The organism is uncultured Tateyamaria sp. (assembly GCF_947503415.1).
Classification (GTDB): domain Bacteria; phylum Pseudomonadota; class Alphaproteobacteria; order Rhodobacterales; family Rhodobacteraceae; genus Tateyamaria.
The window spans coordinates 161046-176010 of sequence record NZ_CANNDS010000003.1; the positions used below are offsets into that span (position 1 = coordinate 161046).

A 14965-nucleotide genomic window follows, 5' to 3' on the forward strand; every position below is an offset into this window, starting at 1 on the left:
CTTTCAAACACCATAAGGAGAAAACCGGATGAAACACGCACTCCTTGCCACCTGCGCGGTGACACTGGCCGCCTGTAGCCATGCCACTGTCGTTCAGGAAGGCACGTTTACCTTCCGGGGAGAGACCTACAGGTCGATCACACAGGACATCACCACCGGTGACCGGACCTTTCAACGACGTACCATTTTCGTGGGCGCACGGCGGGTCAGCTGTTCTGCCACGGACGACGCGGATTGCACGTTGGGCGTGATCGAAGCCACCAAAAGTGCGGGCGATCGTGGCGCATAGACGCGCTGTATCTTAGCGCGCAAAACCGTCGAACAGGGCCACATCGATTGGCTGGGATGATGCCGCCAAAGGCCAAACGCAATGCGCCGTCCGTTCCGGGGCCGGGCGATCAGGCACCCTGCATGCACCTTGTCTCGAAAATTTTTTCCAAACAGGCCGGGACCCAAAGGAAATCCACCGGGTTCACCCTATATCCAAACTAGGATTTCGGCAGGACGGGGGTACCATGCGCTTGATGTTGATGATGTTCACCTGCGTGGGCATGGCCGGATGTGTCGATACGGTCAGCGAGGACGCAGGCACCTTCACCTCGCGAGGCGAGACCTACGACACGACGACCCGCCAGTTCCAGCGCCCGGACGGCAGCACCTACTCCCGCATGACCATCTATGTCGGTGCCGAACGGGTCACCTGTATTCCAAACGACCGCGAAGACTGCGAAACCGCGTTGCTCGACACGTTCAACCGGGCGCGCAGCGGTTTCTGAGACAGCAAAGGATGACGTGATGCGACTTACACTTGCCCTTGTGTTCCCCCTGGCCCTCATCGCCTGCACAGAGGTGGTGTCCGAGCGCGAGGGCACCTTCAACTACCGCGGGGAGACACTGCGTGCCGTCACCCGGGAGTATTCGACCAACGGCAACACGTTCACCAAGCGGGTGATCTATGACGGCAATCGCCCGGTAAGCTGCTCGGCCACCGACGATGCCGACTGTCGCGCGGCGCTTTCTTACGAAAAACTGGACCGCAACGACTGATCAGACCCGAGACATTCTGCCCCTGTTGGCGCTCACGGCCCTTGCCCCCGGCGCCCTTGCCCGCGTAACCCTTTCTCCCAAGACGTTAAGGGAGGATGGGCCATGGGCTACCGCGCGGAATATGACAGCTGGAAAGCCGACCCGGAAGGGTGGTGGATGCAAGCGGCAGAGGCCATCGATTGGGTCGAAGCGCCGACAAAGGCACTGAGCCAGCGGGCCGACCACCTCTACGACTGGTTCGCGGATGCACAGGTGAACACCTGCTGGAACGCCGTCGACCGCCATGTCGAAGCGGGCCGCGGCGATCAGACGGCCATCATCTATGACAGCCCGATCACCGGCACGAAATCCAAAACCTCCTATGCCGAATTGCAAACCCAAGTCGCCTCGCTGGCAGGCGCGCTTGCGGCCAAGGGTGTCGTCATGGGCGACCGCGTCATCATCTACATGCCAATGGTGCCCGAAGCGCTGGTCGCCATGCTCGCCTGTGCCCGGCTTGGAGCCATCCATTCGGTGGTGTTCGGCGGCTTTGCGGCGAACGAACTGGCGGTCCGCATCGACGATTGCACACCCAAAGCGATCATCGCCGCCTCCTGCGGTCTCGAACCCGGCCGCACGGTGGAATACAAACCCTTGCTCGACGGCGCCATTGAATTGGCCGACCACACGCCCGAATTCAACGTGATCCTGCAACGCGACCAGTCGCCTTGTGAACTCGGCCCCCTTGATGTGGACTGGCATGCGGCGCAAGAAGGCGTTGATCCGGCCCCTTGCACACCCGTGCCCGGCGATCACCCAGCCTATATCCTCTACACCTCGGGCACCACCGGCGCGCCCAAGGGCGTGGTGCGCCCGACAGCGGGCCATCTCGTGGCGCTGAACTGGACGATGAAGAACATCTATCAGGTCGATCCGGGGGACGTCTTCTGGGCCGCGTCAGATGTCGGCTGGGTCGTCGGCCACTCCTACATCTGCTACGCGCCGCTCATTGCGGGCAACACCACGGTGGTGTTCGAAGGCAAACCCATCGGCACGCCAGATGCAGGCACCTTCTGGCGCGTGATCGAAGAACATGACGTCAAAACCTTCTTCACCGCCCCCACTGCCATCCGCGCGGTGAAACGCGAGGATCCCAAAGGCGAATACCGCGCCAAATATGACCTGAGCGGTCTCCGCGCACTGTATCTCGCGGGTGAACGGGCGGACCCCGACACAATTCAATGGGCACAGGACATGCTGGGCGTACCGGTCTATGACCATTGGTGGCAGACCGAAACTGGCTACACCATCGCGGGCAACCCTGCGGGTCTCGAAGCGCTGCCCGTCAAAATTGGTTCCCCCACCGTCGCGATGCCCGGCTACGACGTGCAAATCCTCGACGATGCGGGCCACCCAGTCGCGGCAGGCGAACTCGGTGCCATCGCCATTAAACTGCCCTTGCCCCCCGGCACGTTGCCCACGCTCTGGAACGCCGAAGACCGGTTCATAAAATCCTACCTGCACACTTTCCCCGGCTATTACGAGACGGGCGATGCGGGCATGATGGACGAAGACGGTTACCTCTACATCATGGCGCGCACCGATGACGTGATCAACGTGGCCGGGCACCGCCTGTCCACCGGTGCGATGGAGGAAGTCCTCGCAGGGCACCCGGATGTCGCAGAATGCGCGGTGGTCGGTGTCTCCGATCAGCTCAAGGGGCAATCGCCCGTGGGCCTTCTGTGCCTGACCAACGGCGTCAACCGGCCCCATCCGGAGATTGTCAGCGAATGCGTCAAACGCATCCGCGACCAGATCGGCCCGGTCGCCGCCTTCAAACAGGCCATCGTCGTGGACCGCCTGCCCAAGACGCGTTCGGGCAAAATCCTGCGCGCCACGGTGGTGAAAATCGCGGACAATCAGGATTTCAAGATGCCCGCCACGATCGACGACCCGGCCATTCTGGACGAAATCAAGGACGCGCTGCAAACCATCGGCTACGCTAAAGGGTAAGCCAAACCTGAGACACGCCGCTTCATTCGAACCACCCGCCTGACGGGAACCGTCAGGCCGCGCCGACCCGCCCCCATGGGGCGGCGCGATTGCGCCACCCCCGGGTCGGCGCGTGAATCCCTGTCAGACACGTCTTAAGTGTGCGGCTAAATTGCCCTTATCATTAGGGCAGGACGCTTCCGCCCTACGACCGATCCCCAAAGGCGCGCACGGGGTCGCTGACGCCCCGCAACTCAAGCGACCCCAGATCGGCCAACCCGGTCTGGGTCGCCGCCACCTCATCCGTGACCATGATGGCGTGGCCGTGGCTCTTGCCCGCATCGCAAAGGCGTGCGGCCACATTCGCGGCCAGACCAATCACGGTGAAATCCAGCCGCGTGCTTGACCCGATATTGCCATAGGTCACCCGACCAAAGGCAATGCCAATGGCACAAGACGTCTGCGCCGTGACCTCATCCTCTGCCACCTGCGCCACCACAGCGCGCGCGGCGTCCAAAGCGGACGCACAAGCCGCCGCTGCATCCTCGCCCGCCGGGAATACGGCCAACACAGCGTCGCCGATGAACTTCAAAACCTCGCCCCCATGGGCATCCACCACGGTCGAGGTGATCTCCAAAAACGCATTCAGCAGCGCAATGTATTCATCGCGCGGCAATTCCTGCTCCAACCGGGTGGAGCCGCGCAGATCACAGAACATAATGGCGGCATCAATCTCGTCGCCGTCGCCGCGCCGGATCTCTCCGCCCAACACGCGCGCACCGGACCGCTTGCCCACATAGGTCTCAAGCAAGGCCTGCGCATTGTCGCGCTGCATGAACACCTCGTAATACCGGCTGATGACGGTCGCACATTCAAACACCAGCCCAAGGTTCTCGGTGGTGAACCCATCAGGATGGTCCGACGTCAACGTCAGCACATTTGTCCGCCCATCGGAAAAGGGCAGGGGCATGGCGACATAATCTGTCGCCCCCTCGGCGCGCAGATCGTCCATGATGGGAAAACGCGACGCCTCGTCCGTATCCGCCAGCCGCTGACGCACCCCGCCCAAACCGTTCGACACATGCTGGAGCGGGCTGTTCACAAAGCCCGGAAACTGATGAATGTCGTAGGACGGGGTAAAGGTCTGCACCTCGTCCGTCTCCGCCCGCCAGATATGGTTCTTGCCCGCAATCATCGGATGCAGCGACCAGACCAGCACCGCAAGACGGGACACGGCAATGCCATTCTCACGCATCTTCGTGGCGACGGCACGGGTGAATTCCTCGGGATTGGGAACGGTGCCCGCCTCGCGCATCAACCAGTCGACCAAAGGCCCGGTGATGTTGCCATCGCGGTCGGTCTGCAACTGGTTCTGGCCCAGATCAACACGGGTCGCAGCATTGGGCATGAAGCCGACATAGCCCTGAATGCCCTTGCTCTCCGGCAGGGCCGACACATAGCTCCAGACCCCGTTCTCGATGGTGTTCCCATCCAGCAATACATCATGGTAACTTGCCGTGCCCTTGAACGGGCAAAAGGTCTGCAGCTCCGTCTTTGGCCCCAGCGGCACCACGATGTCCTCGCGCGGAACATAGATGGCCGTGGGCAGGCGCGTCTCGTACATGGCGCGGGCGCGCATGGTTTCGACCAGCAGGATATCGTTGTGCCAGATGCGCAACGGATGCGTCAGCGGCTCCACATCAATACTGTAGCCGGCAGGTTTGGCAATGTCGTCAAGGCTCATTGGGCGTCCCCTTACACGTCCATCCTACATGGGCGCGGCGGACCAGACCACCAAGGGCAGAAATCACATAACACGAAACCGCGGCCCCTTGGCCGCCAGCATGTTAATATTTGGTGGAATTTCGGTGACCGCACCGCCCGGTGTGTCAAGTCTTTGACTTGGGGTACAAATCACGGAACGGCTAAGATTGAATGACCGCTCAGAACATGTTGTCCCCGCGGGGACAAACCCCACGGGGACAGCGTTTTTGGCTCAGAACTTGGCTTTATTTTCGGCCATGAACGCATCAATTTGCTGTTCGGCTTCATCCTTGGCCACGCCATAGCGTTCCTGGATCTTGCCCGCCAACTGATCGCGGTCGCCTTCGGCCTGTTGCAGATCGTCGTCCGTCAATTCGCCCCATTTCTCCTTGAGCGAGCCGGTCATCTGCTTCCAATTGCCCTTGATCGTATCCCAGTTCATGTCGTGTCTCCTTTGCGCGGTGTCTGTTCACTGGATCAACGCGCGTGAGACCTGGGCGTTCCCTGCATCACAGGGCGGCGGCAGTTTTCCGCAACTCGAACTTCTGGATCTTCCCGGTCGAGGTCTTGGGCAATTCCTGAAACACCACCTGCTTCGGCGCCTTGAACCCCGCCAAAGTCTCGCGCGAAAACGCGATCAAATCCGCCTCGGACGGCGAGGCCCCCGGCTTCAATTCGACAAAGGCGCAGGGCACCTCGCCCCACTTCTCATCCGGCTTCGCCACCACCGCCGCCAGGTTCACATCCGGATGCGCCATCAGCACGCCCTCAACCTCGACGGAGGAGATATTCTCGCCGCCCGAAATGATGATGTCCTTGGCCCTGTCCGCAATTTGGATGTAGCCATCAGGATGCTGGATCGCGATGTCGCCCGAGTGGAAATACCCACCCTCAAACGCCTCTGCCGTGGCATCCGGGTTCTTCAGATACCCCTTCATGACCGAGTTGCCCCGGATCATGATCTCCCCCTGTGCCGCAGAGTCCATTGGCACCTGCGCCATGCCGCCGTCCATAACGGTGATATGCTCCATCATCGGAAACGCTACGCCCTGGCGCGCCTTGATGGCGGCGGTATCCTCGGCCCCGTCCCAGTCGCTTTGCCACAGGCATTCGGTCACGTGCCCATAGGTCTCGGTCAGCCCGTACACTTGCGTGACGTTGAAACCCAGCTTCTCGATCTTGTCCAGGGTGGCAGGGGCCGGGGGCGCACCGGCAGTGAACACCTCGACCACATGATCGAAGTCGCGCCGCTCGGCATCGTCGGCATTCACCAGCATGTTCAGCACAATCGGCGCGCCACCAAAATGCGTGACACCTTCGTCCGCAATCGCGTCATAGATGGGCTTTGCGGCGATGTCCCGGCAGCACACCAGCGTGCCCCCGAGCATCGGCATCATCCACGTGTGGTTCCAGCCATTGCAGTGAAACAGCGGGACAATCGCCATAAAGACCGGATGCAGCACCATGCGCCACGACACCACGGTGCCCATGGTCATCAGATACGCGCCCCGGTGATGGTACACGACGCCCTTGGGCCGACCGGTCGTGCCGGAAGTATAGTTGAGGGCAAGGCTCTCCCATTCATCCTCGGGCATGATCCAGTCAAAGGACGGATCGCCAGAGGCCAGCACCGCTTCATATTCAGGATGCCGCCCCGACGCGGGCCAGCCATGGGCGGCATCCGCCACCTCGACAATCCGCGGGGACGGGCCGTCCATCTTCGCAATCGCCGCCTCTGCCAGCTCCAGAAACTGAGGGTCGGCCAGCACAACCTTGGCACCGCCATGGTCAAAAATATAGGCGACCGTTTCCACATCCAGCCGCGTGTTGATCGTGTTCAGAACGGCCCCGCAGGCAGGCACGCCGAAATGCGCTTCGGCCTGCGCGGGCAGGTTCGGGATCAAGGTTGCCACCACATCGCCGGGGGCCACACCCATCTCGGCCAAGGCCGACGCCAACCGTGTGCAGCGCTCGTAATACTGCGCGTAAGTCACGCGATGATCGCCATAGATCACCGCAGTCCGCTCCGTAAAAACAGAAGCCGCGCGCCGCAGGTGCGACAGGGGCGTCAGGGGTACGTAATTCGCAGCCGTCTTGCCGAGACCGGTTTCATCTGCCATCCAACCCATATCGGTCCTCCCAGTCCTTTTGTGCGCAGTGATGTTGCGCACTTATGGCGAGGGGCGCAAGCTATGGAAAGCCCTGATGACAGCCACCCCCACCCATCGCCCGACGGCGGCTGCCCTGAACATGGTCGGCGCCATGTGTGTGATCGGGGTGATCGACATCTATGTGGCGGTGATCGCGGAAACGATCTCGGTTTGGCAGTTTCTGATCATGCGGTTGCTGCTGGCGGCCCCGATCATTCTGGCCCTGTCGGCCATGGGCTTCGGCACGGTCCGTCCCCGCAGGGTCAGGGCGGTGGCGTTCCGGTCGTCCCTGATTGCGACGGGCATGTTCTGCTATTTCGGAGCACTTGCCTTCATGCCAATCGCCATGGCGCTGGCAGGGCTCTTTACATCGCCCATCTTCGTGCTGCTGCTGACGGCCTTTGTCCTGCGCCAACGCATCGGGCCTTGGCGGATCATTGCAGTGGCGGTGGGGTTTGCAGGCATCCTTGTGGTGCTCGGTCCCTCGGGTGGCAGCCTTGGCTGGGTGGCGGTGTTGCCGGTTCTGGGTGGCATCCTCTATGCCTCAGGCGTCGTGGCGACACGGGCGCTGTGCGAAGGGGAAAGCACGCTGACGCTGCTCTTGGGCATTTTCGTGGCGCAAGGTGTGCTGGGCACCGTGGTCCTGGCGATCATCACGCTGATGAATGTACAGGTCGGGGTAGGGGGCATGGCCTTTCTGACCCGTGGCTGGATCTGGCCGATTGGAGAGGCGTGGCTCTACCTTCTTGTTCAGGTCATAGGCTCGGTGATCGGGGTCGGCCTGCTGAACCGTGCCTACCAGATGGGCGAGGCCAGCCATGTGGCGGTGTTCGAATATTCCATCATGATCTTCGGTCCGTTCTTTGGCTGGTGGTTGCTGGGTCAGCCAGTGACGTGGGTGCAGGGGGCAGGGATCGCGCTGATCGTTCTCGCGGGTGTGATCATTGCGGTGCGGTCCCGCGAACCGGTTGCACAGCATCCCGTGCCGGGCGCCCAGCCGGGCCAGCGCCCGACCGACCTCCCCCCGGAGGGCGGGCGCTAGGTCAACACCTGTGCTGAACGACACTGTTGTGCGAAATGGTTGAGCGCGTTCGCTGTTCATAGGCCCTCCAGGTCGGTCGGGCGCTGGCCTTCTGCCAATGGACACGCGGAAGGCGACGGGGCATCTTGCCCCCCATGATCCTGAGCACCGGTCGCAACTACGTCTTCATCCATGCCCCCAAGACGGGCGGCACGGCCATGACCCTCGCCCTTGAAGATCGCGCGATGAAGGATGACATCATGCTGGGCGACACGCCCAAGGCGCTCAAGCGCCGTCGCCGCTTGCAGGATGTCAAGACGCGCGGCAGGCTCTGGAAGCATTCGACCATGGCCGATATCGACGGATTGGTGCCGCGCCTTGATGGCCTCTTTGCCTTTACCCTTGTGCGCAATCCGTGGGATCGGCTGGTCAGCTACTACCACTGGCTGCGGGATCAGGACTTTGATCATCCGGCCGTGGCGCTGGCCGGGCAAATGGAGTTTGCTGACTTCGCCTGTGCCGCTCAAACGCGATCATCGCTGAAGGCGAGCCCCGCCCGACACTACATGACAGATGCTGAGGGGCACGAGCGGTGTGACCTTTACATCCGGCTGGAACAGTATGACACGGATGCAGCGCCGCTGTGGGATCACCTCGGGTTTCACCTGACATTGCCCCATGCAAACGCGTCGGACAGGGTTGCGGACTATCGCGTGTACTACACCGATGAGGCGCGCAGTGCCGTGGCTGATGCCTGTTCCGAAGACATCCAAAGATTCGGTTACCGCTTCGACTAAACTGACTGGACGACGGATTTCGCGCGAAATTGTCGCCATATTACGATCAATCCAAAGCAAACATCGCGACTTTAGCCAAACCCGGCGACAGTGCCCAATTCCCGCCCAGATTGCGACCCGTCTTGGCCCCGAGAATCACTGCACTTGGTCTTATCAAACGCAAACAGGCGCGCTGCCAGCGCCGCACCATGGGGATGGAAACGATGTTTGGATGGACAAGGGCGCAAGCCCCGCAGCGCATGGCTGAATCGACGGCGGCCTGGGATGGTGGTGTCATGACGACGCGGGGGCTTTTGGCGGGCACGCGGGTTGCCACGTCCATGGGCTGGCGTGCGGTGGATGCACTGGCGGCGGGCGACATGGTCCTCACCTTTGATGCGGGCCTGCAGCCGCTGGTCGAAGTGCGTCGCGACATCTTCTGGACCGCCGATGCCCCGGTTCCAGCCACTTACCATTCGGTGTTTGTCCCCGCGGGGGCGCTGGGCAACAGTGCCGATCTGGAACTGCTGCCGGATCAGGGTGTGCTGGTGGAAAGCGACGCCGCCTGCGACGCCTATGGCGATCCATTTGCCGTCCTGTCCGCCAAGTCGCTTGATGGCTACCGTGGTATCCGCCGCGTGTCCCCCCGTACGCAGATCGAGATCGTCACGCTTGTCTTTGCGGCGGAACAGGTTGTCTATGCCGAAGGTGGTGCTTTGGTGCACTGCCCGCGGCCCATGCTGGGTCTGGATGAACTGGGTGCGCCCATCGTTGGCTACGATGTGATTCCGCCGCGCGATGCGGCATTTCTGGTCGAATGCATGAAACTCGAAGCCAGCCAGTACCACAGCTGTCGCTGACCAGTTCGGCGCGCGACCTGGAGGCGCGCGCCTCGAACGCTCCGTGCCCGGCCCGTACATATCGGCCAACTGTCCCGCCCCCATTTCGGGGCAGTGGCCGGGTACGGGGTCGTAGTCCCAGATGGACTGATTATCCTTTCAGCATTGCTTGATGTTTGGTCCCGGAACGGCGGCCATCCGGCCATCATGGATTGCACCTTTATCCGTTTCCCGCCATGTGTCGCCGCGATGTTTTCACTGCAGGTGATGGTAAGCTGATGTCCGATCCCTCCAAACTCAGCGGCCACCCCGATTGGGTGTATGTTCTGCGCGACAGCTATGATTTTTACCGCCGCCTGTCGGCCGGGGGCAGCGGCAAGATCCGCACCCATCAACGCTCCGTTCGCGAGCGCATCAACCGCGTTCTCAAGGCGGATGCAGAGGTTCGGTTTCCCGAGCCCGCGCTGAAGCCGGTCACCAGCCATTTGAACCGCGCGCTGGACAATGGCCGAATGGAACGCCACGCGCCCTTCATCCGCTCGCTTGAGGCAATCCGGTCCACGCTGACCTGGCAATACGGGTACGAGAAGGTGCCGCGCGGGTTGGAACGCAAGTTCGCCTATGCCGAGTTGGTGGGGCCAAGCGGGCCTGTCATTACCGATGAGGTCATCTTGGGGCTGGTCCTGTTTGCGCCCGGCTGCACCTATCCCGCCCATGCCCACAGGGGGATCACCGAAAGCTACATCTGCCTGTCGGGGGCCGTGTCGGAGAATGATCAGGGCGTCTATGGCCCCGGATCGCTGATCTTCAACCCGCCCGAGACATTGCACCGGATCACGGTGGCGGACTTTCATCCGGCCCTGCTGCTGTATGCGTGGGAGGGGTCGAAAGAGGATCTGGCGGATCAGAAGATGGTGTTTACCCGCAAGTCCGGCTGAACGAAAAAAGGCCCCGCTCGTGCGGGACCTTTTCTTTGGTGTTGCGGTGCGCAGTGAATGCGCACCCTACGGTGTTTAGGCGGCTTCGGCAGCTTTGGGGCCAAAGCGGCCATAGAAGCTTTGGCCTTTCTCGGCCATCTCGCGCAGCAAGTCGGGGCATTTGAACCGTTCGCCATATTGCGCTTCGAGCTGATCGCACCGTTCGGCGGCGTAGGGTGCGCCGATGATGTCGAGCCAAGACAGCGGACCACCGGACCACGGGGCAAAGCCCCAGCCGAGGATCGCACCCACGTCGCCTTCGCGGATGTCCATCAGCACGCCTTCTTCCAGCGCGCGGACGGCTTCGAGAACCTGGGAGAAGAGCAGGCGGTGCTGCACTTCGGTGACGTCCGGTTGGTCATCCTTCAGCGGGTAGCGGTCGTGCACGCCACGCCAGATGCCTTGACGCTTGCCCTTGTCGTCGTAGTCGTAAAAGCCTGCGTTGGCTTTGCGACCCAGACGCCCTTCTTCTTCCATCCAGAAGATCAGGTCGTCGGACGGGCTGTCCGGGTAGTCGTCGCCCATGGCGGCCTTGGTTGCGCGGGCGATCTTTGCCCCCAGATCAATAGCGGTTTCGTCCGTCAATTGCAGCGGACCCAGCGGCATGCCAACCATCTTGGCGGCGTTTTCGATCAGCGCGGGTTCGACCCCTTCGGTGACCATCCGCGTCCCTTCGTTGATGTAGGGGATAATGCAGCGGTTGGCGTAGAAGAAGCGCGCGTCGTTGACCACGATGGGCGTTTTGCGGATCTGGCGCACGTAGTCGAGCGCCTTGGCCACGGCCCGGTCGCCGGTGTTCGCGCCCTTGATGATCTCGACCAGCAGCATCTTCTCGACGGGCGAGAAGAAGTGGATGCCGATGAACTGCTCCTGATTTTTGCTGGCCTTCGCCAGTTCGGAGATCGGCAGGGTCGAGGTGTTGGAGGCGAAGATGCAGTCGTCGGGGATGATCGCCTCGACCTTTTGCGTGATCTCGGCCTTGACCTCGGGGTCTTCGAAGACGGCTTCGATGATCAGGTCGCAGCCTTTGAGCGCGTCGAGATCAGGTGTGGCGGTGATGCGGGACAGAAGTGCTTCGCCCTTTTCCTGCGTGGTCTTGCCGCGCTTGATGCCGCCTTCGACGTACTTCTCGGAGTAGTTTTTGCCCCGATCTGCCGCTTCCTGATCGCGGTCGATGAGGACCACTTCGATACCGGCCTGGGCCGAGACGAGCGCAATGCCCGCGCCCATGAGGCCCGCACCCAGCACGCCGAGCTTCTTGACCCGTTGGTCTTCGATGCCTTGGGGCCGCACGGCACCCTTTTCCAGTGCTTCCTTGTTCAGGAACAGCGAGCGGATCATGGCCCCGGAGGAGGGGTTCATCAGCACATTGGTGAACCAGCGCGCTTCGATCTTGAGGGCCGTGTCAAAGGGCACAAGCGCGCCTTCATAGACGGCACTCAGCAGCGCCTTGGCGGCAGGGTAGACCCCTTGGGTCTTGCCGTTCACCATGGCGGCAGCCCCCACGAAGGTCATGAAACCTGCGGGGTGGTAGGGGGCACCGCCGGGCATCTTGTAGCCCTTTTGGTCCCATGGTTTGACAAGGTCCGCATCGGTGGCATTCAGCACCCATTCGCGGGCGGCGGCGACGGGGTCAGCGACGACCTCATCCACCAGCTTGCCCTTGGCTTTGTCGGGCGACACCATCTTGCCTTCCAGCAGGAAGGGCGAGGCGTCCATCGCGCCCAGCTTGCGGGCCAGACGGGTTGTGCCACCCGCGCCGGGGAAGATGCCGACGAGGATTTCGGGCAGGCCCACCTTGGCCTTGGGGTTGTCCGCGATGAAGGTGCGGTGCGTGGCCAGCGGCAATTCCAGACCGATGCCAGCGGCGGTGCCGGGCAGGGCGGCGGCAATCGGCTTGCCGCCCTTGTTGGTCTTGGGGTCCATGCCTGCGCGTTCGATCTTGCGCAGCAGGGCGTGCATTTTCATCGTGCCTTCGAACAGGCCCTTGGCGGGGTTGTCGCCCGCGTCGTCTTTCATCTTGGCCAGCAGGTTCAGGTCCATGCCGCCCGCAAAGGTGTCCTTGCCAGAGGTGATAACCACGCCCTTGACGGCGTCATCGGCCAGCACGTCGTCGATGTGGTCGTTGAGCTGTTCCAGCCCTTCAAGCGACATGACATTCATTGTCTTGTCCGCGACATCCCATGTGATTGTGGCGATGCCGTCGGCGTCTTTGGTCAGTGTAAAGTCAGCCATTGTAATTTCCTTTCCTTACACGCGTTCGATGATTGTGGCGGCACCCATGCCGGAGGCGACGCAGAGCGTAGCAAGACCGGTTTCCTTATCGGTCCGCTCCATTTCGTCCAGCAGCGTGCCGAGGATCATGGCACCTGTGGCGCCCAGCGGGTGGCCCATTGCGATGGCACCGCCGTTCACGTTCACCTTGTCGTGGTCGACGTCGAACGCCTGCAGGAAGCGCAGGACAACGGCGGCGAAGGCTTCGTTGACTTCGAACAGGTCGATGTCGCTGATCTTCATGCCAGTCTGGGCCAGAATGCGTTCGGTGACGGGCACGGGGCCGGTCAGGTTGATGGTGGGATCGGTGCCGATCTTGGCGGTGGAGTGGATGCGCGCGCGGGGCTTGATGCCCAGCTTTTCACCCAGTTCCTTATTGCCGATCAGGAGCGCTGCGGCGCCGTCCACGATGCCGGAGGAATTGCCCGCGTGGTGCACGTGGTTGATGCGTTCAAGATGCGGGTATTTCATCAGGGCCACCTTGTCGAAGCCGGGCATGACCTTGCCCATGGCCTCAAACGCGGCGTTGAGGGAGCCGAGAGACTGCATGTCCGTTTGAGGGCGCATGTATTCGTCGTGATCAAGGATCGGCAGGCCGTTCTGGTCCATGACGGGGATGATGGATTTAGAGAACCGTTTGTCGTCCCACGCTTCTTTCGCGCGGCGCTGGCTTTCGACCGAGTACTGGTCGACGTCATCGCGGGAAAAGCCGTATTCGGTGGCAATCAGATCCGCGCCGATGCCCTGCGGGGCAAAGTAGCTTTCCATGGCGATGGAGGGGTCTGCCGCAATGGCGGCCCCGTCAGAGCCCATGGCCACGCGGCCCATCATTTCGACCCCGCCCGCGATATAGCCGTCACCGGCCCCGCCGCGCACCTGGTTGGAGGCGATGTTGACGGCCTCGAGACCGGAGGCACAGAAGCGGTTGATGGCGATGCCGGGGATGGCTTCGTCGATGTCCGAGGCCAGCACGGCGGTCCGGGCGAGGTTGCCGCCCTGCTCCATCACCTGCGTGACGTTGCCCCAGATCACATCCTCGACCACGTGGCCGTCGATGTTGTTGCGCTCTTTCAGCGCGTTCAGGGTGAGGGCCGACAGGCGCAGCGAGGTCACCTCGTGCAGGGCACCATCCTTGCGGCCCTTGCCGCGCGGGGTGCGGATCGCGTCGTAGATATAGGCTTCGGTCATCATATTGGTCCTTCTGCCAGTGGCGTGTTCTTTGATCTCTAGGTGGGGTAGACCGGTCGGTCCAATCAAGAGTGACGTTGCGGCGTGTTACGTAAACTTATGCGCGATCAGCGGGAGAGCCGGGCATGAGGTCGTAGGGGGCTTTCCAGCCGGGGGTGTTCGAGATGTTGGTGAGCCAGCGGTCAATGTTGGGCCAATCGGTGCGATCGAAGCCGAAGGGTTCGGGGTAGTAGAGGTAACCGCAGCAACTGAGATCGGCGTTGGTGAGGCTGTCGCCCACGATCCAGTCGCGCCCTTCGAGGTGGGCGTTGAGGACGGTGTAGGCGGCCTTGAGGCGGCCTTGGTTGAAGGCGATGACCTCTTTGGGTTGTTTGTCTTCGGGCAGGAAGTTCATCAGGAAGCGCGTGACGCCGCACATGGAACTGAGCTTGTGGTTGTCCCAAAGGACCCAGCGCAGAACTTCGTATTTGTCATCGCCTTCGCCACCGAATTTACCGGTCTTGTCAGAGATGTATTGCTGGATGACACCCGATTGACTGATCTTTTTGTCACCATCAATCAGCAGGGGCGCTTCGCCCATCGGGTTGAGGGCGCGGTATTCGTCCGTTCTTGCTGCGCCGCCGAAGAAGTCGACAAAGACCGGCTCCCAGTCGAGGCCCGACAGTTGTAGGGCGAGAGCCGCTTTGTAGGAGTTCCCGCTTTCGCCGAAGCAGTGCAGTTTGAGGGTCATGGGTGCGGGCCTTTCCGGTCGTGATGTTTGAGAGGAGAGGACCGGTGGGTTTCACACCCCCCGGACCCCCCGTGGAGTTTATTTGGCAAGATGAAGCTGAATCTGTTCACCAAGCATTAAGGTTAACGCGCCTAACATAAGGGTGCATGGCAGGCTGGAGAGCTGAGCCATGTGCAAGGTGAAGCCCCAACATCCCGCTGTCACAGGCCGGATGGCGGGGTGGATCTT

General features: G+C 61.8%; 14 protein-coding genes. 8 read left to right on the top strand and 6 right to left on the bottom strand.

The genetic code is table 11. The features are described from left to right. The first annotated feature begins 28 nt into the window (after nucleotides 1-28). The 4 genes from Q1A32_RS17375 (at nucleotide 29) to Q1A32_RS17390 (ending at nucleotide 3039) form a co-directional block, all read left to right on the top strand. A complete protein-coding gene (locus tag Q1A32_RS17375) occupies nucleotides 29-289 on the top strand; it encodes a hypothetical protein (protein ID WP_299655994.1) in 261 nt (86 codons plus the stop codon). Between the two features lie 226 nt (nucleotides 290-515). Then, nucleotides 516-776, top strand: a complete 261-nt coding sequence (locus Q1A32_RS17380) for a hypothetical protein (RefSeq protein ID WP_299655997.1) — start codon at nucleotides 516-518, stop codon at nucleotides 774-776. 19 nt (nucleotides 777-795) lie between these two features. Next, complete coding sequence (locus tag Q1A32_RS17385; protein WP_299656000.1) at nucleotides 796-1047, top strand: hypothetical protein; 252 nt, start codon at nucleotides 796-798, stop codon at nucleotides 1045-1047. A 102-nt stretch (nucleotides 1048-1149) separates the two neighbouring features. Beyond that, entirely contained in the window at nucleotides 1150-3039 is a 1890-nt protein-coding gene (locus Q1A32_RS17390) for an AMP-binding protein (protein ID WP_299656003.1), read from the top strand. Nucleotides 3040-3223: 184 nt separating this feature from the next. On the opposite strand, the gene Q1A32_RS17395 is transcribed toward Q1A32_RS17390, so the two are convergent. From Q1A32_RS17395 to Q1A32_RS17405, 3 genes are all read right to left on the bottom strand, one after another. After that, nucleotides 3224-4762, bottom strand: coding sequence for a DUF427 domain-containing protein (locus Q1A32_RS17395; protein ID WP_299656006.1), 1539 nt, complete (start codon nucleotides 4760-4762; stop codon nucleotides 3224-3226). 252 nt (nucleotides 4763-5014) lie between these two features. Continuing rightward, nucleotides 5015-5224 (bottom strand): CsbD family protein, encoded by a 210-nt coding sequence (locus Q1A32_RS17400; protein ID WP_299614725.1) that lies wholly within the window; start codon nucleotides 5222-5224, stop codon nucleotides 5015-5017. Nucleotides 5225-5291: 67 nt separating this feature from the next. Beyond that, nucleotides 5292-6911, bottom strand: coding sequence for a long-chain-fatty-acid--CoA ligase (locus Q1A32_RS17405; RefSeq protein WP_299656009.1), 1620 nt, complete (start codon nucleotides 6909-6911; stop codon nucleotides 5292-5294). 76 nt (nucleotides 6912-6987) lie between these two features. On the opposite strand from Q1A32_RS17405, the gene Q1A32_RS17410 reads away from it, so the two are divergent. From Q1A32_RS17410 to Q1A32_RS17425, 4 genes are all read left to right on the top strand, one after another. Then, the gene (locus Q1A32_RS17410) at nucleotides 6988-7974 is read left to right on the top strand and encodes a DMT family transporter (protein ID WP_299656012.1); all 987 of its coding nucleotides are present in this window, start codon (nucleotides 6988-6990) and stop codon (nucleotides 7972-7974) included. A 134-nt stretch (nucleotides 7975-8108) separates the two neighbouring features. After that, complete coding sequence (locus tag Q1A32_RS17415) at nucleotides 8109-8750, top strand: sulfotransferase family 2 domain-containing protein (protein WP_299656015.1); 642 nt, start codon at nucleotides 8109-8111, stop codon at nucleotides 8748-8750. Nucleotides 8751-8953: 203 nt separating this feature from the next. Continuing rightward, nucleotides 8954-9589: a Hint domain-containing protein gene (locus Q1A32_RS17420; protein WP_299656018.1), complete on the top strand. Its 636-nt coding sequence runs from the start codon at nucleotides 8954-8956 to the stop codon at nucleotides 9587-9589. 257 nt (nucleotides 9590-9846) lie between these two features. After that, nucleotides 9847-10506, top strand: coding sequence for a dimethylsulfonioproprionate lyase family protein (locus Q1A32_RS17425; RefSeq protein WP_299656021.1), 660 nt, complete (start codon nucleotides 9847-9849; stop codon nucleotides 10504-10506). Nucleotides 10507-10581: 75 nt separating this feature from the next. Here the strand turns inward: Q1A32_RS17425 and Q1A32_RS17430 are convergent, their stop codons facing one another. The 3 genes from Q1A32_RS17430 to Q1A32_RS17440 all read right to left on the bottom strand — a co-directional run bounded on the left by Q1A32_RS17430 (nucleotide 10582) and on the right by Q1A32_RS17440 (nucleotide 14737). Continuing rightward, a complete protein-coding gene (locus Q1A32_RS17430) occupies nucleotides 10582-12780 on the bottom strand; it encodes a 3-hydroxyacyl-CoA dehydrogenase NAD-binding domain-containing protein (protein WP_299656024.1) in 2199 nt (732 codons plus the stop codon). 15 nt (nucleotides 12781-12795) lie between these two features. Further along, nucleotides 12796-14007 (bottom strand): acetyl-CoA C-acetyltransferase, encoded by a 1212-nt coding sequence (locus Q1A32_RS17435; protein WP_299656027.1) that lies wholly within the window; start codon nucleotides 14005-14007, stop codon nucleotides 12796-12798. Between the two features lie 97 nt (nucleotides 14008-14104). Next, nucleotides 14105-14737 carry a glutathione S-transferase family protein gene (locus tag Q1A32_RS17440; RefSeq protein ID WP_299656030.1) on the bottom strand — a complete coding sequence of 211 codons (633 nt, stop codon included), beginning with the start codon at nucleotides 14735-14737 and terminating at the stop codon, nucleotides 14105-14107. Between the last annotated feature and the right edge of the window lie 228 nt (nucleotides 14738-14965).

Excerpts from the sequence above, each read along its gene's own strand:
- Q1A32_RS17375 (WP_299655994.1), top strand. The coding sequence starts at position 29 with ATGAAACACGCACTCCTTGCCACCTGCGCGGTGACACTGGCCGCCTGT.
- Q1A32_RS17380 (WP_299655997.1), top strand. The coding sequence starts at position 516 with ATGCGCTTGATGTTGATGATGTTCACCTGCGTGGGCATGGCCGGATGT.
- Q1A32_RS17385 (WP_299656000.1), top strand. The coding sequence starts at position 796 with ATGCGACTTACACTTGCCCTTGTGTTCCCCCTGGCCCTCATCGCCTGC.
- Q1A32_RS17390 (WP_299656003.1), top strand. The coding sequence starts at position 1,150 with ATGGGCTACCGCGCGGAATATGACAGCTGGAAAGCCGACCCGGAAGGG.
- Q1A32_RS17395 (WP_299656006.1), bottom strand. The coding sequence starts at position 4,762 with ATGAGCCTTGACGACATTGCCAAACCTGCCGGCTACAGTATTGATGTG.
- Q1A32_RS17400 (WP_299614725.1), bottom strand. The coding sequence starts at position 5,224 with ATGAACTGGGATACGATCAAGGGCAATTGGAAGCAGATGACCGGCTCG.
- Q1A32_RS17405 (WP_299656009.1), bottom strand. The coding sequence starts at position 6,911 with ATGGGTTGGATGGCAGATGAAACCGGTCTCGGCAAGACGGCTGCGAAT.
- Q1A32_RS17410 (WP_299656012.1), top strand. The coding sequence starts at position 6,988 with ATGACAGCCACCCCCACCCATCGCCCGACGGCGGCTGCCCTGAACATG.
- Q1A32_RS17415 (WP_299656015.1), top strand. The coding sequence starts at position 8,109 with ATGATCCTGAGCACCGGTCGCAACTACGTCTTCATCCATGCCCCCAAG.
- Q1A32_RS17420 (WP_299656018.1), top strand. The coding sequence starts at position 8,954 with ATGTTTGGATGGACAAGGGCGCAAGCCCCGCAGCGCATGGCTGAATCG.
- Q1A32_RS17425 (WP_299656021.1), top strand. The coding sequence starts at position 9,847 with ATGTCCGATCCCTCCAAACTCAGCGGCCACCCCGATTGGGTGTATGTT.
- Q1A32_RS17430 (WP_299656024.1), bottom strand. The coding sequence starts at position 12,780 with ATGGCTGACTTTACACTGACCAAAGACGCCGACGGCATCGCCACAATC.
- Q1A32_RS17435 (WP_299656027.1), bottom strand. The coding sequence starts at position 14,007 with ATGACCGAAGCCTATATCTACGACGCGATCCGCACCCCGCGCGGCAAG.
- Q1A32_RS17440 (WP_299656030.1), bottom strand. The coding sequence starts at position 14,737 with ATGACCCTCAAACTGCACTGCTTCGGCGAAAGCGGGAACTCCTACAAA.